Origin of the sequence: Peribacillus sp. AS_2 (genome assembly GCF_026891895.1) — a bacterium.
Lineage (GTDB): Bacteria > Bacillota > Bacilli > Bacillales > DSM-1321 > Peribacillus > Peribacillus frigoritolerans.
This window is the reverse complement of the sequence record NZ_JAPTGA010000002.1, coordinates 427,478-444,399: the sequence shown is the minus strand read 5'-3', so window position 1 is coordinate 444,399 and position 16,922 is coordinate 427,478. Positions and strand designations below refer to the sequence as shown.

Annotated in this window: 17 protein-coding genes; 10 read left to right on the top strand and 7 right to left on the bottom strand. The window is 41.3% G+C overall.

Features of this window, described 5'->3' with window-relative positions; genetic code table 11:
* Nucleotides 1-2 precede the first annotated feature (2 nt).
* Nucleotides 3-1,568: a solute symporter family protein gene (locus tag OTG27_RS04920; protein WP_098865346.1), complete on the top strand. Its 1,566-nt coding sequence runs from the start codon at nt 3-5 to the stop codon at nt 1,566-1,568.
* Nucleotides 1,569-1,730: 162 nt separating this feature from the next.
* Here OTG27_RS04920 and OTG27_RS04915 read toward each other — a convergent pair whose 3' ends face one another.
* Nucleotides 1,731-2,618, bottom strand: coding sequence for a LysR family transcriptional regulator (locus tag OTG27_RS04915; RefSeq protein WP_268936384.1), 888 nt, complete (start codon nt 2,616-2,618; stop codon nt 1,731-1,733).
* A gap of 164 nt (nt 2,619-2,782) precedes the next feature.
* On the opposite strand from OTG27_RS04915, the gene hpaB reads away from it, so the two are divergent.
* The gene (gene hpaB / locus OTG27_RS04910; RefSeq protein ID WP_098865347.1) at nt 2,783-4,255 is read left to right on the top strand and encodes a 4-hydroxyphenylacetate 3-monooxygenase, oxygenase component; all 1,473 of its coding nucleotides are present in this window, start codon (nt 2,783-2,785) and stop codon (nt 4,253-4,255) included.
* A 78-nt stretch (nt 4,256-4,333) separates the two neighbouring features.
* On the opposite strand, the gene OTG27_RS04905 is transcribed toward hpaB, so the two are convergent.
* The 3 genes from OTG27_RS04905 to OTG27_RS04895 are packed head-to-tail and all read right to left on the bottom strand — an operon-like array spanning nt 4,334 to nt 6,311.
* On the bottom strand, nt 4,334-4,720 hold the full coding sequence (locus OTG27_RS04905; protein WP_268936383.1) for a 5-carboxymethyl-2-hydroxymuconate Delta-isomerase: 387 nt from the start codon (nt 4,718-4,720) through the stop codon (nt 4,334-4,336).
* A 17-nt stretch (nt 4,721-4,737) separates the two neighbouring features.
* Nucleotides 4,738-5,526, bottom strand: a complete 789-nt coding sequence (locus OTG27_RS04900; RefSeq protein WP_268936382.1) for a fumarylacetoacetate hydrolase family protein — start codon at nt 5,524-5,526, stop codon at nt 4,738-4,740.
* Complete coding sequence (locus tag OTG27_RS04895) at nt 5,523-6,311, bottom strand: fumarylacetoacetate hydrolase family protein (protein WP_268936381.1); 789 nt, start codon at nt 6,309-6,311, stop codon at nt 5,523-5,525. The genes OTG27_RS04900 and OTG27_RS04895 overlap by 4 nt, the downstream gene beginning before the upstream one ends.
* A gap of 507 nt (nt 6,312-6,818) precedes the next feature.
* Between OTG27_RS04895 and asnS the strand changes: the two genes are divergently transcribed.
* The 4 genes from asnS to OTG27_RS04875 all read left to right on the top strand — a co-directional run bounded on the left by asnS (nt 6,819) and on the right by OTG27_RS04875 (nt 10,136).
* Entirely contained in the window at nt 6,819-8,111 is a 1,293-nt protein-coding gene (gene asnS, locus OTG27_RS04890) for an asparagine--tRNA ligase (RefSeq protein WP_034307905.1), read from the top strand.
* A gap of 114 nt (nt 8,112-8,225) precedes the next feature.
* Entirely contained in the window at nt 8,226-8,921 is a 696-nt protein-coding gene (locus OTG27_RS04885; RefSeq protein ID WP_053535560.1) for a DnaD domain-containing protein, read from the top strand.
* A 22-nt stretch (nt 8,922-8,943) separates the two neighbouring features.
* Nucleotides 8,944-9,600, top strand: a complete 657-nt coding sequence (gene nth, locus OTG27_RS04880; protein WP_057277814.1) for an endonuclease III — start codon at nt 8,944-8,946, stop codon at nt 9,598-9,600.
* Entirely contained in the window at nt 9,597-10,136 is a 540-nt protein-coding gene (locus tag OTG27_RS04875) for a YpoC family protein (protein ID WP_052137280.1), read from the top strand. Before nth ends, OTG27_RS04875 begins: the two co-directional genes overlap by 4 nt.
* 43 nt (nt 10,137-10,179) lie before the next feature.
* Here OTG27_RS04875 and OTG27_RS04870 read toward each other — a convergent pair whose 3' ends face one another.
* Nucleotides 10,180-12,942: a PBP1A family penicillin-binding protein gene (locus tag OTG27_RS04870; RefSeq protein ID WP_268936380.1), complete on the bottom strand. Its 2,763-nt coding sequence runs from the start codon at nt 12,940-12,942 to the stop codon at nt 10,180-10,182.
* Nucleotides 12,943-12,968: 26 nt separating this feature from the next.
* Nucleotides 12,969-13,580 carry a Holliday junction resolvase RecU gene (gene recU, locus OTG27_RS04865; RefSeq protein ID WP_268936379.1) on the bottom strand — a complete coding sequence of 204 codons (612 nt, stop codon included), beginning with the start codon at nt 13,578-13,580 and terminating at the stop codon, nt 12,969-12,971.
* A 141-nt stretch (nt 13,581-13,721) separates the two neighbouring features.
* Between recU and OTG27_RS04860 the strand changes: the two genes are divergently transcribed.
* The 4 genes from OTG27_RS04860 (at nt 13,722) to OTG27_RS04845 (ending at nt 16,393) form a co-directional block, all read left to right on the top strand.
* A complete protein-coding gene (locus tag OTG27_RS04860) occupies nt 13,722-14,663 on the top strand; it encodes a DUF2515 family protein (protein ID WP_268936378.1) in 942 nt (313 codons plus the stop codon).
* Between the two features lie 355 nt (nt 14,664-15,018).
* Nucleotides 15,019-15,294, top strand: coding sequence for a hypothetical protein (locus OTG27_RS04855; RefSeq protein ID WP_048688368.1), 276 nt, complete (start codon nt 15,019-15,021; stop codon nt 15,292-15,294).
* A gap of 69 nt (nt 15,295-15,363) precedes the next feature.
* A complete protein-coding gene (locus OTG27_RS04850) occupies nt 15,364-15,732 on the top strand; it encodes a YppE family protein (protein WP_054400300.1) in 369 nt (122 codons plus the stop codon).
* Nucleotides 15,733-15,808: 76 nt separating this feature from the next.
* Nucleotides 15,809-16,393 (top strand): YppG family protein, encoded by a 585-nt coding sequence (locus OTG27_RS04845; RefSeq protein ID WP_223255925.1) that lies wholly within the window; start codon nt 15,809-15,811, stop codon nt 16,391-16,393.
* A 69-nt stretch (nt 16,394-16,462) separates the two neighbouring features.
* On the opposite strand, the gene OTG27_RS04840 is transcribed toward OTG27_RS04845, so the two are convergent.
* Nucleotides 16,463-16,915 carry an Hsp20/alpha crystallin family protein gene (locus OTG27_RS04840; RefSeq protein ID WP_057277819.1) on the bottom strand — a complete coding sequence of 151 codons (453 nt, stop codon included), beginning with the start codon at nt 16,913-16,915 and terminating at the stop codon, nt 16,463-16,465.
* Nucleotides 16,916-16,922 lie beyond the last annotated feature (7 nt).

Genomic DNA, 16,922 nt, shown 5'->3' with positions numbered 1-16,922 from the left:
ACATGAATTGGACAGTTATCATTCTCTTTGCGCTAATGTCGTTAGGTACGCTTTTCATCACGTATTTCGCTTCCAAAAAAACTAAAACGGCAGGCTCCTTTTATACGGCTGGGGGCGGGTTGACCGCTAGGCAAAATGGACTTGCATTGGCCGGGGATTTTATGTCGGCTTCCACGTTTTTAGGGTTGATAGGGGCATTTTCCTTAACGGGATATGATGGATTTTTCCTGATGTATGGAGCACTTGTTTCATTTCTTGTCGTGTTATTCCTGGTGGCTGAGCCATTAAGGAACTTAGGGAAATACACATTGGCTGATATGGTGACTACAAGGTTTAAATATAAACAGGTCCGGGGAGTGACCGCTTTTAATACCCTGGTGATTTCAGTCATGTACATGCTGGGGCAACTTGTTGCTGCAGGCGCTTTATTTAAATTGCTTTTGGACATCCCGTATAATACCTCTGTCATCATCGTAGGTATTGTAATGCTGGTATTTGTTCTATTCGGGGGAATGACGGCGACGAGCTGGGTGCAGATCATTAAAGCCATCCTGCTGATAGGCGGAGTGTTTATATTATTCATGATCGTCATGTGGAAGTTGAATTTTAGTTTCATCGGAATTTTCACGGATATGAAAACAGCGACACCGATGGGAGCTGATTACCTGAAGGCAGGAATTAAGTATGCCAGTGGGTGGGATGCAGCATCCTTGTCACTGGGCCTGATTCTGGGAACAGCAGGTCTGCCTCACATTTTAATACGTTTTTTGACTGTCCCGAATGCACGAGTGGCAAGAAAGTCGGTTGTTTGGGTGATGTGGATTATGGGTGCATTTCATATCATGGTCATTTTTCTCGGATTCGGCGCTGCTAAGTTGGTCGGAACATCGAATATCATGGCCGCTAATCCAGCAGGTAACATGGCTGCACCTTTATTGGCCCAACTTGTTGGCGGGGACATCTTATTCGCATTTATTGCGGCCGTTTCCTTCGCAACGATACTCGCAGTAGTTGCAGGAATCGTTTTAACAGGTGCTACGGCATTTTCACATGATTTTTATAATGAAATATTAAAAGATGGAAAAGCGACGGAAAAACAGCAAATGACGATGGCTAGATGGGCTTCTATTGGTGTGACTGCACTTGCGATTGTTTTATCATTAGGTCTGCAGGAATTCAATGTAGCGTTTCTGGCATCCATCGCCTTTACATTGGCCGCCAGTTCGAATTTGCCAGTAATCCTTCTTACGATCTATTGGAAAAAATTCAATAAAACTGGAGCGATAGTCGGTATGATGACAGGTCTTTTTGGAACACTTTTGCTCGTGGCCCTCAGTCCAAATGTCTGGAACCCGGTCCCCGGAGCATCCATAATGACAGGTGAACCGATTTTCCCTTTGAATTCACCAGGAATCGTTTCCATTCCGCTTGGATTCATCGCCTGCTATTTAGGTGCCTTGATCGGTAATCGCAGGACCGGTCCGAAAACGGTTGCAAAAGACAATTATAATGAAATCCTGGTAAAGTCCAATACCGGTCATGATGTTAAGGGGGTTTTGCGACATTAAATGATGTAAAGGCATGCCTATTAATAAAGCGCGGTCCAACGCAATTGTGAATGGATTTGAAAAAGCGGCCATCAAATGATAGGTTGCTTTTTCTCTTTTCAAGGATAAAGAAATTCGAACAAATACAAGGATTACTAGTAAGAGGTACAGGTGCACTAATATTCAGGGATAACTGGGCATTCCTTCAGAAAATGTTTCTAAGAATTTGACGGCTCCTTTGGAAAGATAGCGTTCTTCGAGCCAAATAAGGGCGGCTTCCGATTGTACTACACAATCTATCAATTCGACTATTTTTATCCCCTGGGTTGAAAACGATTTGGACGTGGTACGTGGCATGATGGTAGCGCCTACTCCTTCCTTCACTAAGGATAAGATCATGGCAGCATCAGGACATTCACATACAATCGTAGGGTCAAATCCATGTCTTAGGCATTCATCCACTATCAGTTCGTAAGTACCTTGACCGCTAACCCTATGCAGCAATAAGAGGGGATATTCCTTAATTTGTTTGAATTCAATCGAGTCTGGGATTTCCCAATCTTTTGGGGTGACAAGCACAAAATCTTCCGGCGGAAGGTTAATCGATGAGAATTGCTTACCGTTAATAGGAAGCCTTACAATGGCCAACTCGATTTCCCTGTTTATTAGGCCTTCTGTCAAACGGAACGTATCACCTTCCATTAACTTGAAACGAATGTCAGGATATTTAACCCTAAAGGTTCTCATCCTTTGCGGAATGTAAGAAAAGCAAGTTTTTACTGACCCTATGGAAAGAGTGCCCTTTACCCCTTTATTGACTTCCTTCACTTCCAGTAGAGATTCTTCGAACTGGATTAATAGAGCTTCAGCTTTTTTATAAAGGACCTTGCCAGTTTCAGTGAGTTCAAGTTTCTTTCCATTCCGATCGAAAAGTTTTTCACCGATTTCCATTTCCATTAATTTAAGTTGCTGGCTAAGGGGCGGTTGAGCCATATGTAATTTTTTTGCGGCTTTGGTTACTTGTTCTTCCTGAACGATTGTCACAAAATACTTTAACTGCCGGATGTCCATTATACACACCTCATACATATGATTTACATATACATATTGAATTTTTTAAGTATTATATATATATCATAACACATGGTATATTTTGTTATAGGAATTAATTCAATTTTTGGAATTTATTAAATTGTAAGCGCTTCATTAAATTAATACTAAAGGGGGATGTAAGCATGCCGGCTAAAACAGGTAAAGAATATATCGAGAGGGTAGACAAAGCAAAGGCGAATGTATGGATCAATGGAGAGCAAGTAAAAAATAAGATCAGTCAACACCCAGCTTTTAAAGGGGTCATGAAATCACAGGCCGAATTATATGATTTGCAGCATGATTCCGCGAAAACTGACATCATGACTTATATTTCACCAACTTCAAACGAAAGAGTAGGGACCTCATTCATGCAGCCGCGGACTAAGGAAGACCTTGAAAAAAGGAGGAAAATGATTCAAGAATGGGCAAGGCATAATAATGGAATGATGGGACGTTCCCCTGACTATATCAACAGTGGGATGATGGCGTACGGTACAGCAGCTGATATGTTCGGCACTCAGGATTCGGCATTTGCTAAAAATATGAAAGATTATTATGAGCTCTGCAGGGAAAAGGATTTGTCGTTGACACATACCCTGATTCAACCCCAGGTTAATAGGGGAGTTAGTGCCGCAAAGCTTCCGGACCCTTACATCGCTGCACGGATTGCTGGCAAGAATTCAGAAGGGCTTATTATAAAGGGAGCTAGATTATTAGCTACACAAGGAGGAATAACGGATGAAATCATGGTATTCCCTTCAACATTGCTTAAACAATCGGAAGAAGAAAACCCTTATGCATTCGCATTCTCCATACCAAATAATACACCAGGGTTGAAATTCATTTGTCGTGAATCATTCGACTATGGCAAATCACATTTTGACCATCCTCTTGGTTCAAGATTTGAGGAAATGGATACGATTATCGTTTTTGATGATGTAGTCGTTCCTTGGAATCGGGTATTTGCATATGGGGATGTCGGCATTTGCAACCAGGCTTATAATGAAAGCAATGCGGTTGTTCATATGACCCATCAGGTGGTAGCGAAGAATATCGCCAAAACCGAGTTCATTCTGGGGATTCTGCAACTAATGGTGGAAACCATCAATATCGGGCAATACCAGCATGTTCAGGAAAAAATCTCGGAAGTCATCATAGCGCTTGAAACGGTAAAGGCTTTCATAACAGCTTCGGAGGCAAACGCGAAAGTGGATAAGTGGGGAATGATGACACCCGATTTCACACCGTTAAACATTGCCCGTAATTATTATCCGAAGATTTACCCTAGATTCAGTGAAATAATGCAGCTTCTTGGGGCTAGTGGCTTAATGGCGATACCAAATGAAGCCGATTTCAATTCGGAGCTTCGACCGGATTTGGATAAATATCTTCAAGCTGCGAATGGTGGAGCCTATGACAGGGTTAAATTGTATCGTCTCGCATGGGATGTATGCATGAGTTCATTTGGATCCAGGCAAACGCTGTACGAAAGATTCTTTTTTGGGGATCCGGTCCGTATGGCTAGCGCTTTATATAACGGCTATGATAAACAGGAATATGTGGACCGTGTCAAGGAGTTCTTGAACCGTACTGAAAACCTTGCAGAAATCAACTGAGCCCGGTAGCATTTGCGAAACATATTAATTTAAAGGCCTTCCCGATGATGTGGAAGGCCTTTAAATATGAAGTATTGTTCATTTATTATATCGATTATGGATATTATTCTTTTTATATGTGCCAAAATCACTGAATTCCGTAAGTTCCATGGAAAGGGCAAGATATCTTTTTGAAAAGAGGGATGCCAAATGGGACTCCATCGTTTTGAAAAGGTGGTCACATACTTTTGTTTTATCACTGTCCTGGCGTCCAGCGCCAATTTTTAGTATGGCATGAACAAAGGCATCATCCTCTGTACCATCGGCAACACGATAATGCTTCAATTCGATGGCCCGGGATCGAATCCCGCCAATGGGAAAGATGGAGGGATAGGATATCAGTACATCATTCACCTTTCTTAATAAGCCGTCAATCTGGATTTCATCTTTGATATTATCCGTATATTCAATAATTATATGAGGCATATGATCAGTCCCTTCCATTATTTGTGGATATTCAGATGAGGCCGATCCCCGATTTCAGTGAATGCATCGTCCCCGACTATTGTGCTAACGAGTTTTCCGATACCTTCAATTTCAGTGATGATTTCATCGCCTACAGCAGTATCCGCCAAGCCTTCAGGTGTGCCTGTCAATATGATATCGTTTGGACTCAATGTCATGAAGCTGCTGAAATATTCAATTAAATCAGCAATGCCGAAAATCATGTCTTTCGTGTTGCCTTGCTGAGTCAATTTTCCGTTGACGTAAGTTTTGATGGCAAGATTCGAAGGATCTGGAATATCTTCGGCATCGACGAGCCAGGGACCAATGGGGGTGCAGGTATCGCGATTTTTGACCTTTAAATTTGGCCGGTAGTAGTTCTCCAGATAATCCCGTATTGCATAATCATTTGCAATCGTATATCCACTTACATAATTAAAGGCTTCTTCCTTTTTTATGTTCTTCGCCTTTTTACCGATGACCACTGCCAGTTCACATTCATAATGCATATAAGCTGCATCAGCAGGCCGCCTTGTCTGTCCCCGGTGGCCAATGAATGTATTAGGACCTTTTAAGAATGCAAGGGGTTCTTCCGGGGCTTTAAAAGCTAGCTCCTTCGCATGGTCTGCATAATTCAAGCCAAGCGCGAAGACAGTTCGTGGTTCCACAGGGGGAAGCCAGACAACGTCCTGCTCATTGACAAGCCGGCCATCCGCCAATTGGAGCTGGCCATGATATTCACTTGCTGGATGTATGGCACCTGCATAGGCTACACGTGCTCTCTTCATAAAATCCCCTCCAGTGATAATTTTTCCTCGGAAATGATCGTATTTTCCAAATGACCGATTTCGTCTATTTCTATCCTGACTTGATCATTGGCTTTGGCCAGTGGTGCATTCTCAGGAACTCCAACTAGAAGGACGTCACCCGTACTCAAGGTCATGAAGTCCGTTACATCCTCAATAAGCCGGGGGATGGAGCGAATTAGATTTGAAGTTGAATTTTCTTGCCTTAGCTCTCCATTAATATATACACGAAGTCCTAAAGAATCGGGGTTGGAGATGGATTCCTTGGATACGACCCATGGACCGATCGGGCAAAATCCATCACGGGCTTTATGGCGGATAGCAGGACGGAAAACGCTTTCATGAGGAATGCTAATATCATTGGCGATCGTAAAACCTTCTATATAATCCGAGGCATGTTCTTTCTTGACTCTTGTCGCCGTTTTACTGATCACTATTCCAAGTGCGGCTCCGATTTCCAATTCAGGTATGCCGGTTGGAAGGGGAACTGGATTTGAATAAGAAGAAAACGTGTTTCTAGGTTTAATATAAAGGATCGGCCCTTTAGGAGGTTCATTATAAGGCGGATGGTCGATCTTTCCCTTCATTGCTTCCAATGATCCTTTATAGTTTAATAATGTTCCATATACCGTTCCGGAAATAGGGTTATCCAACTTGATTCGTGATACCTCATACTTAACACCGTTCATTAATATATAGCGGTTCGACAGTATTTCCACTTCTTCTGAGTAATCTGACTTTTGGAGTTTAACTCTTGCTTTTGCCATGGCACTCACCCCTTGATTTTTTAATTAATCATATATGATATCGTATATGATTTTTTGTTTAAGTTCAACATATTTAGATTATTCAGTATAATTAGACAAAAAAAGTAAGAAAAAAGCTGGGTTTCAACAGAAAAATGCCTGGAACATTTAGTTAGTATGAAGCTAGGAGTTCAAATTGAAAGATTATGAATGGGGGATATTCCGATTATGAATGGTAAAGAGTATTTGATTACCATTGGTTGATTGGATTCAATCCTTTGTTCAATATTAGAAATGTCGGCCTAAACCTATACCGAGATGATTTTACTGTAATAAGAGCAAGGGCATTAGTGAAAAGTAATTTACCATGCAACAATTTGGCGAATACGTGACAAAAACATAATAAGAATGATATAAAAGGCATGGAACCTCCGCTTCAATTGATTTATTTGCTTGTAAGCAGGGCTATGGGTATAATAAGTAGAGTAAATTCATTAGTAAGTTAAGTTATTTTTGGAGGTAAATTCCGTGAAAATTACAATAAAAGATGCTAGCAAATTCGTCGATCAAGAAGTAACCATTGGAGGCTGGCTTGCCAGCAAACGTTCCAGTGGGAAAATTGCTTTCCTTCAAATACGTGATGGCTCTGGTTTTATTCAAGGGGTGGTCGTGAAAGCTGAAGTGGGAGAAGAGATTTTCGCTCGTGCGAAATCGGTTTCGCAAGAATCATCCTTGTATGTAACTGGTGTCATTCAAAAGGATGAACGCTCGCCGTTCGGTTTTGAATTACAGGTGAAAGATATTGAAATTATTCATGAATCATTGGATTATCCCATTACACCTAAAGCGCATGGTCCTGAATTTTTAATGGATAACCGCCATTTGTGGCTGCGTTCAAAACGGCAGCATGCAGTCATGAAAATCCGGAACGAAATAATCCGTGCTACATATGAATTCTTTAATGAAGAAGGCTTCGTTAAAGTGGATCCCCCAATTTTAACGGGAAGCGCACCAGAGGGAACAAGTGAATTGTTCGCGACTAAATACTTTGATGAGGATGCATACCTTTCACAAAGTGGTCAACTCTATATGGAAGCGGCTGCCATGGCACTTGGGAAGGTATTTTCCTTTGGCCCAACCTTCAGGGCAGAAAAATCCAAAACAAGACGACACTTAATCGAGTTCTGGATGATTGAACCTGAAATGGCTTTCATCGAATTTAAAGAAAACCTGGAGGTACAGGAGAAATTCGTTTCTTCCATCATCCAATCCGTATTGAAAAACTGTGAGCTTGAGTTGAATACACTGGGCCGTGATACATCGAAGCTTGAACAAATCCAAGCTCCTTTCCCGCGCATTACATATGATGAAGCCATTAAGTTCCTTCATGAACAAGGATTTGATGATATTCAATGGGGGGATGATTTTGGAGCTCCGCATGAAACTGCGATAGCTGAAAGTTATGATAAGCCCGTTTTCATAACTCATTACCCAACCAAAATCAAGCCTTTCTATATGCAGCCAGATCCTGACAGGGAAGAAGTCGTTCTTTGTGCCGATTTGATCGCTCCGGAAGGATATGGAGAAATAATTGGCGGTTCAGAACGGATTCATGATCAGGGATTGCTTGAACAGAGAATCAATGAGCATGGCTTGAGCGAAGATGCTTACAAATGGTATATGGAATTAAGAAAATATGGCTCTGTGCCGCATTCAGGCTTCGGTTTGGGATTGGAACGCACCGTAGCATGGATAAGTGGAGTCGAGCATGTCCGTGAAACCATCCCGTTCCCACGTCTATTAAATCGATTATATCCTTGATTACGTTATGAAGCGGTTATCTTGCCAATTGGCAGATAACCGTTTTTTGTTAAAATTATAAACTTATTCGATGAGCCGTATTCATGTTATACTAAACCAGAGGTGTCCAAAAACATGAATAAAGAACATTTATATGCGTGGTTTAAGGAAGGAACGATAACGATTCCATCCTTTTTGTTGACTAACTATAGTGCAATGGGACTGAATGAACAAGAAATGGTCCTATTATTACAATTGCAAAGCTTCATCGATAAAGGTAATCATTTCCCTGCACCCTCCCAACTTTCTGACCGAATGACATTGCAGGAAACGGAATGCCTATTCATGATTCAGCGTTTGGTCCAAAGGGGATTTGTTGAAATGGTGGTTGAGGGGAGCCAAGAAATCGGACAGGAAAAATATTCGTTGTCTCCACTGTATGAAAAAATGATGGACTGTTTCTTGAAAACTTTGAAACAGGCAGAGTCTGCAGAAATCCAAAAAGCGGGGGAGAGCCTTTATACGATTTTTGAACAGGAGTTCGGCCGCCCTTTATCTCCCTTTGAATGTGAGACATTGGCAATGTGGATGGAGGATGACCATCAACCTGAAATCATTAAGTCAGCTCTGAGGGAGTCTGTCATTTCCGGAAAATTGAATTTCCGATACATTGATCGAATTTTATTCGAGTGGAAAAAGAATGGAATTAAAACCTTGGAACAGGCAAGGGAGCAAGGACAAAAATTTAGAGTTCATCAAAAGAGGGACCGAAAGACGGAAACTGCACAACCATTGAAAGATGTGCCTTTCTATAACTGGCTCGAGCAGTAATGTAAATTGAAGGAGAACCGATATGTTGAATAAAGCTCAAATTCGATATTGTCTGGATACGATGGGTGAAATGTTTCCGGATGCCCATTGTGAGCTGAATCACTCCAATCCATTTGAATTGGTGGTTGCTGTTGCCCTGTCAGCTCAGTGTACGGATGTATTAGTCAATAAAGTGACGAAGGATTTATTTCAGAAATATAAAACGCCTGAGGATTACATAAGCGTTCCGATTGAAGAGTTGGAAAATGACATTCGCTCAATCGGTTTGTTTCGTAACAAGGCTAAGAATATACAAAAGCTGTCGCGCATGCTGATCGAAGAATACGGTAAGGAAGTTCCGAGAGATCGTGATGAGCTTGTTAAATTGCCTGGCGTTGGCAGAAAGACGGCGAATGTAGTCGTTTCCGTTGCTTTTGATGTGCCGGCGATCGCTGTGGATACCCATGTAGAGCGTGTTTCCAAGCGCCTGGGATTATGCCGTTGGAAGGATAGTGTCCTCGACGTTGAAAAAACGCTGATGGCTAAGATACCAAAGGATGAGTGGTCCGTTACGCATCACCGCCTGATATTCTTTGGACGCTATCATTGCAAGGCCCAGTCACCAAGATGTGAAACCTGCCCGCTTCTCGATTTATGCCGTGAAGGAAAAAAAAGAATGAAAAGGAAAGAAGCCAATTGACGCAGTCCATATCATTAAAAGTCCCTGAAGAATTGGCCCATCATTTGTTTTTTCCTGAAAAGGAAACCATCTTGGAAAAAGAACGATATGCAGTTTGGAGTGAAACGATTCCATTCGAGGCTTTCCCGTATGAGTTACTTTATTATAATAATGTAGAAGCCTATGCCCCCTGGACGAAGGGGGCAATGCATGTAAAGGAACTGCTGGAGAGTTGGAAGGGAATTGATTCGGAATGCAGATTGCTATATTCTGAGCGAAAAGCGGGACAGACCTTGGGACTCATGAAGCAGGGGATCGGTTTATTTTTAACCGCAGTCTTCTGGATGCATGGGCAGCCAGTGGCATTGAATGATATCCGGTGCCAAATACAATCCTTTAACAATATTCCGGTGAACATGGATGAAAGGCTTTCTTTCATCCTTGCCAGACCCGCTTTTTTTCATTCTTATAGACAGCTCAGTGAGTTGTTCCGAGAATTTGAAAAACAATATGTAAAGTTCATGATCAAAAATAAGAACAGCCAAAAAAACGTCTAAGCCAAAAGCTTAGACGTTTTTTTAGGTCAAACTTCATATATATTTATTCGGTATCTTGGTTTGGATCTGGGTCCGGATTAGGATCGGGATCAGGGGTCTCGACTGGTTTTTCTTCTTCTACCGTTCCAGGGTCAGTGGTATCATCCCCGCCCTCGACATCCTCTCCATTATTGCCATTTCCGTCATCCGTGTTGTTGCCATTACCATTACCATTACCATTATTACCATTGTTGCCATTGCCATTATTGTCGTTATTGCCATTATTACCGTTATCGCCATTATTGTCGTTATTATCTTTATTGCCGTTTTCGCCATTGTTATTTTTGTCTTCGTCTTGTTTATCCTCTTCGCCTTCAGCAGGAGTTTCTTGTTCCGGATTTTCACCTTCGGCAGGATCTTCAATCTTCTCGTCCTCAGTATCCTCAGGGACTACCGCTTCAGCAGGTATTTTGACAGATGTACTCGCAGGATCACTTTGTTGGTTATCCACTAGAGCTACCACTGAGAAAGTATATTTACTTCCAGGGGTTGGATTAGGGATCGTTAAACTAGTATCCTTCGATTTTTTCAATACGCTCTGTGCGCCGCCGTCAACGGACATCTTAACCTCGAATTGGGTATTCCCATTACCTTTAGGATATGACCATGATAGATTGATTTCATTGCTTTCCTGGTTGTAAGAAGCGTTAATGCCAGGAACGTCGATTTTTTCATATTCTGTCGTCACTTGTGTAGGCTCGTGACCTTTAACATAATATTCATAAGTGATTTTACTGCTTGGTGTATATTCATTGGCTTTAACAGCTGGATTCGAACCTTTGATGACTCCAACCTTCACAACACTGTCAGGTTGATCAAAGTCTTTCGTTTCTTTTGATTGGGCCATATGTTCCATTAAATTCTTAAAGATGAATTTAGGGATCCTTTGAGATGATTCACCCAGATATTCCATTTGCTCACCAGATGCATTATCATAACCAGCCCAAACCGCGACTGTATAATTGGTAGTGTAACCTGCCATCCAGCTATCTTTTACACCCGAAGATGGGATGTTGTTCGCTGCACGCTGTTCAGGCGTGAAGTTGGTTGACCCGGTTTTACCGGCTACCGGGAGACTAGGTATATTTGCTAACCTTCCTGTTCCATAAGGTTCTTTCATGACGCTTTTCAACATGTCCGTCACGATGAAAGCTGTTGAATCTTTCATGACCGGCTTTGATTCCGTCTTGTTTTTGATGGTTGTTTTATCACGTAAAACAATCTTTTTCACACTATGCGGTTCATTATAGATACCGTTGTTTCCGAATGAACTGTATGCACCGGCAAGTTCAAGTGTAGAAACATCCTTACCGCCGCCCAATGCTGCCGATTCGGTAATCTCCTTGTCAAAAGGAATGCCAAGGTCAGTGGCAAAATCACGTGCCCGGTCCAATCCGACTGCTTGTAGCGTTTTTAAGGCAGGGATATTTAATGACCGTGCCAATGCTTCCCGAGTCGTTACAGTACCATAATGTCGTCCTGAAGCATTTTTAAGCGGTGTTCCATTACTGTAAGTGTATTCCTCATCCTTGATTTGGTGGTAGGTGGACCAATTTAAATATTCCACGGCAGGACCGTAATCCAGAATCGGCTTAATGGTCGAACCAGGTGATCGCTTGGCATCCGTTGCATAATTCCAGCCGCGTTTAACCGTCGTATTCCTGCCGCCGCCCACTGCTTTAATTTCACCAGTTTCTGTATCGAGTAATGTGACTCCGGCTTGGAGATCTTTACTTGGATAATTGATGATTTCATCACTGTTCAACATGTTATAAACATATTCTTGGGCATCTTTATCAATGGTCGTCTGGATTTCCAGACCATCGGTAAATACGTTATAGTCACCCATATCTCCGACTTCCTCAATTACCAAATCGATGAATGCATCGTATGCGGTCGTATCGATTTGGCTCTTATCGATTTCTTGAAGTCCTTCTGTTATATCGATGCTTTGTGCATTTTTCATTTCCGTTTCCGTGATATATCCATGTTTGTTCATTAAATGCAAGACAATATCACGGCGTTCTTTCGCACGTTCTGGGTATTTATACGGGTCATACCTGCTTGGGCTTTGCGGTAATCCTACAAGCATGGCCGCTTCGTTCAACTTCAATTCGTTAAGATCTTTTCCATAATAAGTTTGCGATGCAGTTAAGATCCCGTTGGCACGGTTTGCAAAGAAAATCTTATTCACATACATTTCGAAAATTTCTTCTTTTGTATATTTTCTTTCAAGCTGTATGGATAGCCACATTTCCTGGACTTTCCTTTTAATGGTCTTATCAGGCGTTAAATAAGAACGCTTGATGACCTGCTGGGTCAATGTACTTGCACCCTCTGAGCCGAATCCGTTTTTGACGTTGGCTATGACTGCACTGCCCAGGCGTAAGAAATCGACCCCGTGATGCTCATAAAAGCGAGAATCTTCCGTTGCCAGGAAAGCTTCTTCGACAAGATCGGGTATGTCTTCATAATTTACATAATCCCGGTTTTCCTTTCCGATTTCAGCAAGTAATTTACCATTTTCATCGAGAATCTTGGATGTGACCGGATCTTTTAAAAGCTTGTCGTCAAGTTCTGGAGCGTCGCTTATAAAATAAGCCATTGCAGCTCCTCCGGCAACCAGGCCTATTATTCCGAATGTAACAAGTATAAGGAAAATCCGCTTAAGCATATTGGTTGGTTTTTTAGGACTATTATTCTGTCCCTTTTTTTGAGTCTGCCCCTGCTTTCGGCGTTCTTCTCTAGTATTATATTTTTCAGCCATTACAGCTAACCTGCCTTTCTAAAAAACTAAAAATTTTCTGAGATGAGCGAATCTACTACTTTAATATAGTCAATTCTCGGTTGAAAGCCAAGAGTAATCTTTCGTGAACTGCTTTCAACCTCTTGAAGAGTTATAGATTTGCGTCCGCCTTCTTTCATTCTCTTCCAATAAAAACTCAGTTGTTCGGAACTCATTAAATATATATCATCCATTGCGGAAAACCGGATGATGACAAACGCAATTCCGTCATGCTTAACGATATGCTTCATATGTTCAATTTGATGGTCATGAAAATTCTTCAGCGGGAACGAACTGCTGTTTTTCGTTTCCTTTGCCTCAAAATCAATGTACTTTCCTTTATAAACACCATTATAATCGGTGGTCGATGCTTGTTTGAAATAAGCTTCTTTAATGACTGCAGCACTTCTTTTCGGATAGTGGACATCGACAATTTGTATGGGTGTCGGTTTTTTATGGATGACGGCAATGCCGTGTGCTAAATAATACTGATTGGTTTCGTTCAAATCGTCTTCCAATGTTTTTCCCCGGTTGCTGTAACTGATTTTTTTTAGTGGACTTTTCTTTTCTTCCATAGCCTGCGGTACAAATCTTCGTCCGTTGGGATAATGAAATGCCACTTTTACCCCTCCTTTTTTTCACTTATCTATATTAGCAAAAAAAGAATCCAAAATGTGAATAAAAAGAATTGTTTCTTAGAACGATAGGATTTATGTACAACTATATGTCACAATTCATCGCTATAGAAAGGCTAGATGCGAATGTTAAAGACGGAAAAGCAGTTGCTCCGATCCATAAAAGCCCAAACTGCAAAAGGGAATAGGGATAATATATCAAGAACGAAAGCATATGAACAATTTTTTAGAATCCATCCAGAAATACAATGGTCTTTTTTAGCCGGGATGGTTTCCAGGAATGCAGGCTGGAATATGTGTGATCTTGAAGGGATTTGGTTTTCCAATTTACTTGGCCTTAAATACAGGCATCAATTATTCCTAACGTATGAAGAAGCCAACTGGAGAATATTCCAAGATGCATATCCGCAATTACTTCTCTATCATTATTCGACGAAATATGGACGTCCATTGTTTCACTTATGTCATTATTTTTTTATTACCAAATTCATGAAAAACGAATGGCATTCCTTTTGGAAATATGGAAATCGTGAAAAATTAGTCACTGCGCTTATCATAAATGAACAAAACATCATTGAAGAACCGGTTATTAAAAAGCAATCCTTCGTTTTTCATTCTCTGTTATTTTTCCTGCAGGATTGGATGCATTTTAGCACCGTTTTATTTCCTACTTGCAATGGAGAACTGTATGGATGGTCCGTTGCGCATTTTAGAAATATCGATAAAAGGATTGAATTGGGGAAAAGGTTGGCTGGACTTTTATTTTCTGAAGATTTATTTCCACTATTTTATGAATTTTCCTGCAGGACTGAACCAACGGGTGCCAGATATGATTATGAACAATATCGAAAAAAGCCTAGATACCATGAAACCCCGATGCTGAGAGGAGTATATCCATTGATTCATCATCAAGCAGGGGAGACAGAGCAATGGGATATGAAAAAAAAGGTTAAAAAAAAATGGTTCAATGAACCCAAATGGGAAGAAGAACCGCACTTGACGGAATGGTATGATCATAAACAAAAGCAGCTGCATACGGCAGCAATAATCAAAAATTGGATTTTATAATAGGAAACAGGGAAGGCATCGATGAAGCCTTCCCTGTTTATCGTTCAGTAATTATTACTTACGTAGAGGGGCGGTTTTCTCCACTAAGTTTCGGGTTTCCCGTTCCTGCCTCTTTAGTGGGCGGCTTTTGTCGTTTTTCGTTTTTCTGCTGTCTGCTTTCATTCGACTGCATAAAATCACCTCCTGTCTGTATTCTTGTTTAAAACTCCATTCTTCATTCTGCCATTGTTGTCGAAGGGCATAATAAATTAAGTGAATTGCACTTTCTTTGCCGATTAGCTTCTAGTTTTGTCAGTCATGAAGGGCTTTCAGATAAAAAAACGAATAGTACAGGAAAAGAATGGGAGGGATCAGCATGGTCAATAAAAGTGTCGCAACAGAAGAGATATTAAGGATGATAGCTGAGATCAGTACCAGCCTGGATCGTTTGGAAATTTCATATGGGGAAACTGTAAATACAGTGCGGTGTAAACTATGGGCGGAACAATATACATTAGTTAATGAAGCCCAGGAGGCCATTGAGAAAGCCGAGGATTATTGGGTGAATGCTGAAGGTGTGAACCACTCCTTTTCCATTGTTCCGGAAAAAACAATTATAAAACACAAGGTTTTCACTGAATTGCACGTATAATCCGCAGGAATTTCATTTTATGGAGAACTGGATTATACTAAGGGAAACAAATGTACGGAGGAATATATTGTGCAAAAAGAAAAACTGCAGCTGTTAACAGAACAATTGATTAAATATACGGACCAGGCAGATGATATTTATGAGGGTGTACGCCTGGAAGGAAAGGAAAAGGATTTCTTTTCGGAAGTAAAGCCGTTTGCAGATCAGGTCAGGACCGTATGCATCGAATGGGAAACCGGAATGAAGGAGTGGATGAAAGAAACCGAATTTAGGCATCTTTTCCCCGAGCAAATCGAACAAACCGCCCATAACCTTTCTGATGTGGCCGTTCAGGCATTTTTTCCTAAAACAAGTTATAAGCGATTTAAAAGCCATGTCCAGTCGATCGAATTCATCCTTAATAATGTGAAAACGGAAATCGATCGGATATTATCATAAAAACACCTACACTTTATTCCTTCTTTTTTCATATATTATCAGAACCATGTAATGAAAAAGAGGAGGGCTTATTGTCATGATGAGATCCGGTTATAACCAAATCTCCCCAAATCAAGGACAGTTTCCTCAATCAATGCCGGAAAATTGGGGAGGATACCAACAGCCAATGCCGTATCCTCCGCCAAATAATCATAATCTTGAACAACCATTTATGTATCCATATCATCACCAGGATACAGGGGGCTATATGACGCCATATCATGATCCTTATCAGCAGGCAGCGTATCACCCATTTCAACCAGTCCCGCAGCAGGCGATGCCCGTGGGAGCTTATCCGGGCAACAGTGTTATGCAGCCAATGGCACAAATGCAGCCAATCCAGTCCAATCTTCAGCCGCAAGCTTTTAGTCCTTTCGCAAATCCGTTACAGCCAGCTAAAAGACCTCCGCAAAGTCAGCAGCAGGCTCATAATCCATATCCAAAGCAGCAGTTCATGCAAAAACCCCAGCCATCGGGTTTCAAATCGGTCATGAATCAATTCAAAACACAAGATGGCTCCATGGATATAACGAAGATGATGAACACAGCTGGACAAATGATGAATACAGTTTCCCAAGTATCTTCAATGGTCAAAGGAGTAGGGGGCTTCTTCAAAGCATAGATGGTGAATAAAGGAAAAAGCAGACTTACAAGTGACCAGCCACTTTTTTAAGTCTGCTTTTATTCATGCCTAATGGATTTCAATCCGATTCCCCCTGATTTTGGGTAGGTGAAGCGTGAGGATGCCATCGCGATGTCGAGCGGTCACATTTGCTTCATCAATCGGTTTTGGAAAGGAAATGGTTCTTGAAAAAGTACCGGCTGAAACTTCCTTTTGGAACAATCCTTGATTTTTATCCTTTCTATCTCCATGCTTTGCAGATATGGTTACGGAATGGGCCAGTACATCAATTGATATTTGGCTGCGTGGAATTCCGGGCAAGGTGGCAGTTAGGGTATATTCTGAATGCGTTTCATGAATATCAACCGGAAAGCTGCGTTCTTTCGCCGAGCCGAAGAAATCGTCAAGGGATTTCAGCATGCCTTTAGGTGGCCTTTCGGAAAACAGCCGATCCATTTTGTTAATGAAATGGGAAAAGGGTTCCATTCGATTCCGGTTATTATTTTTTTCAGAAGAGGTCATCACGGTG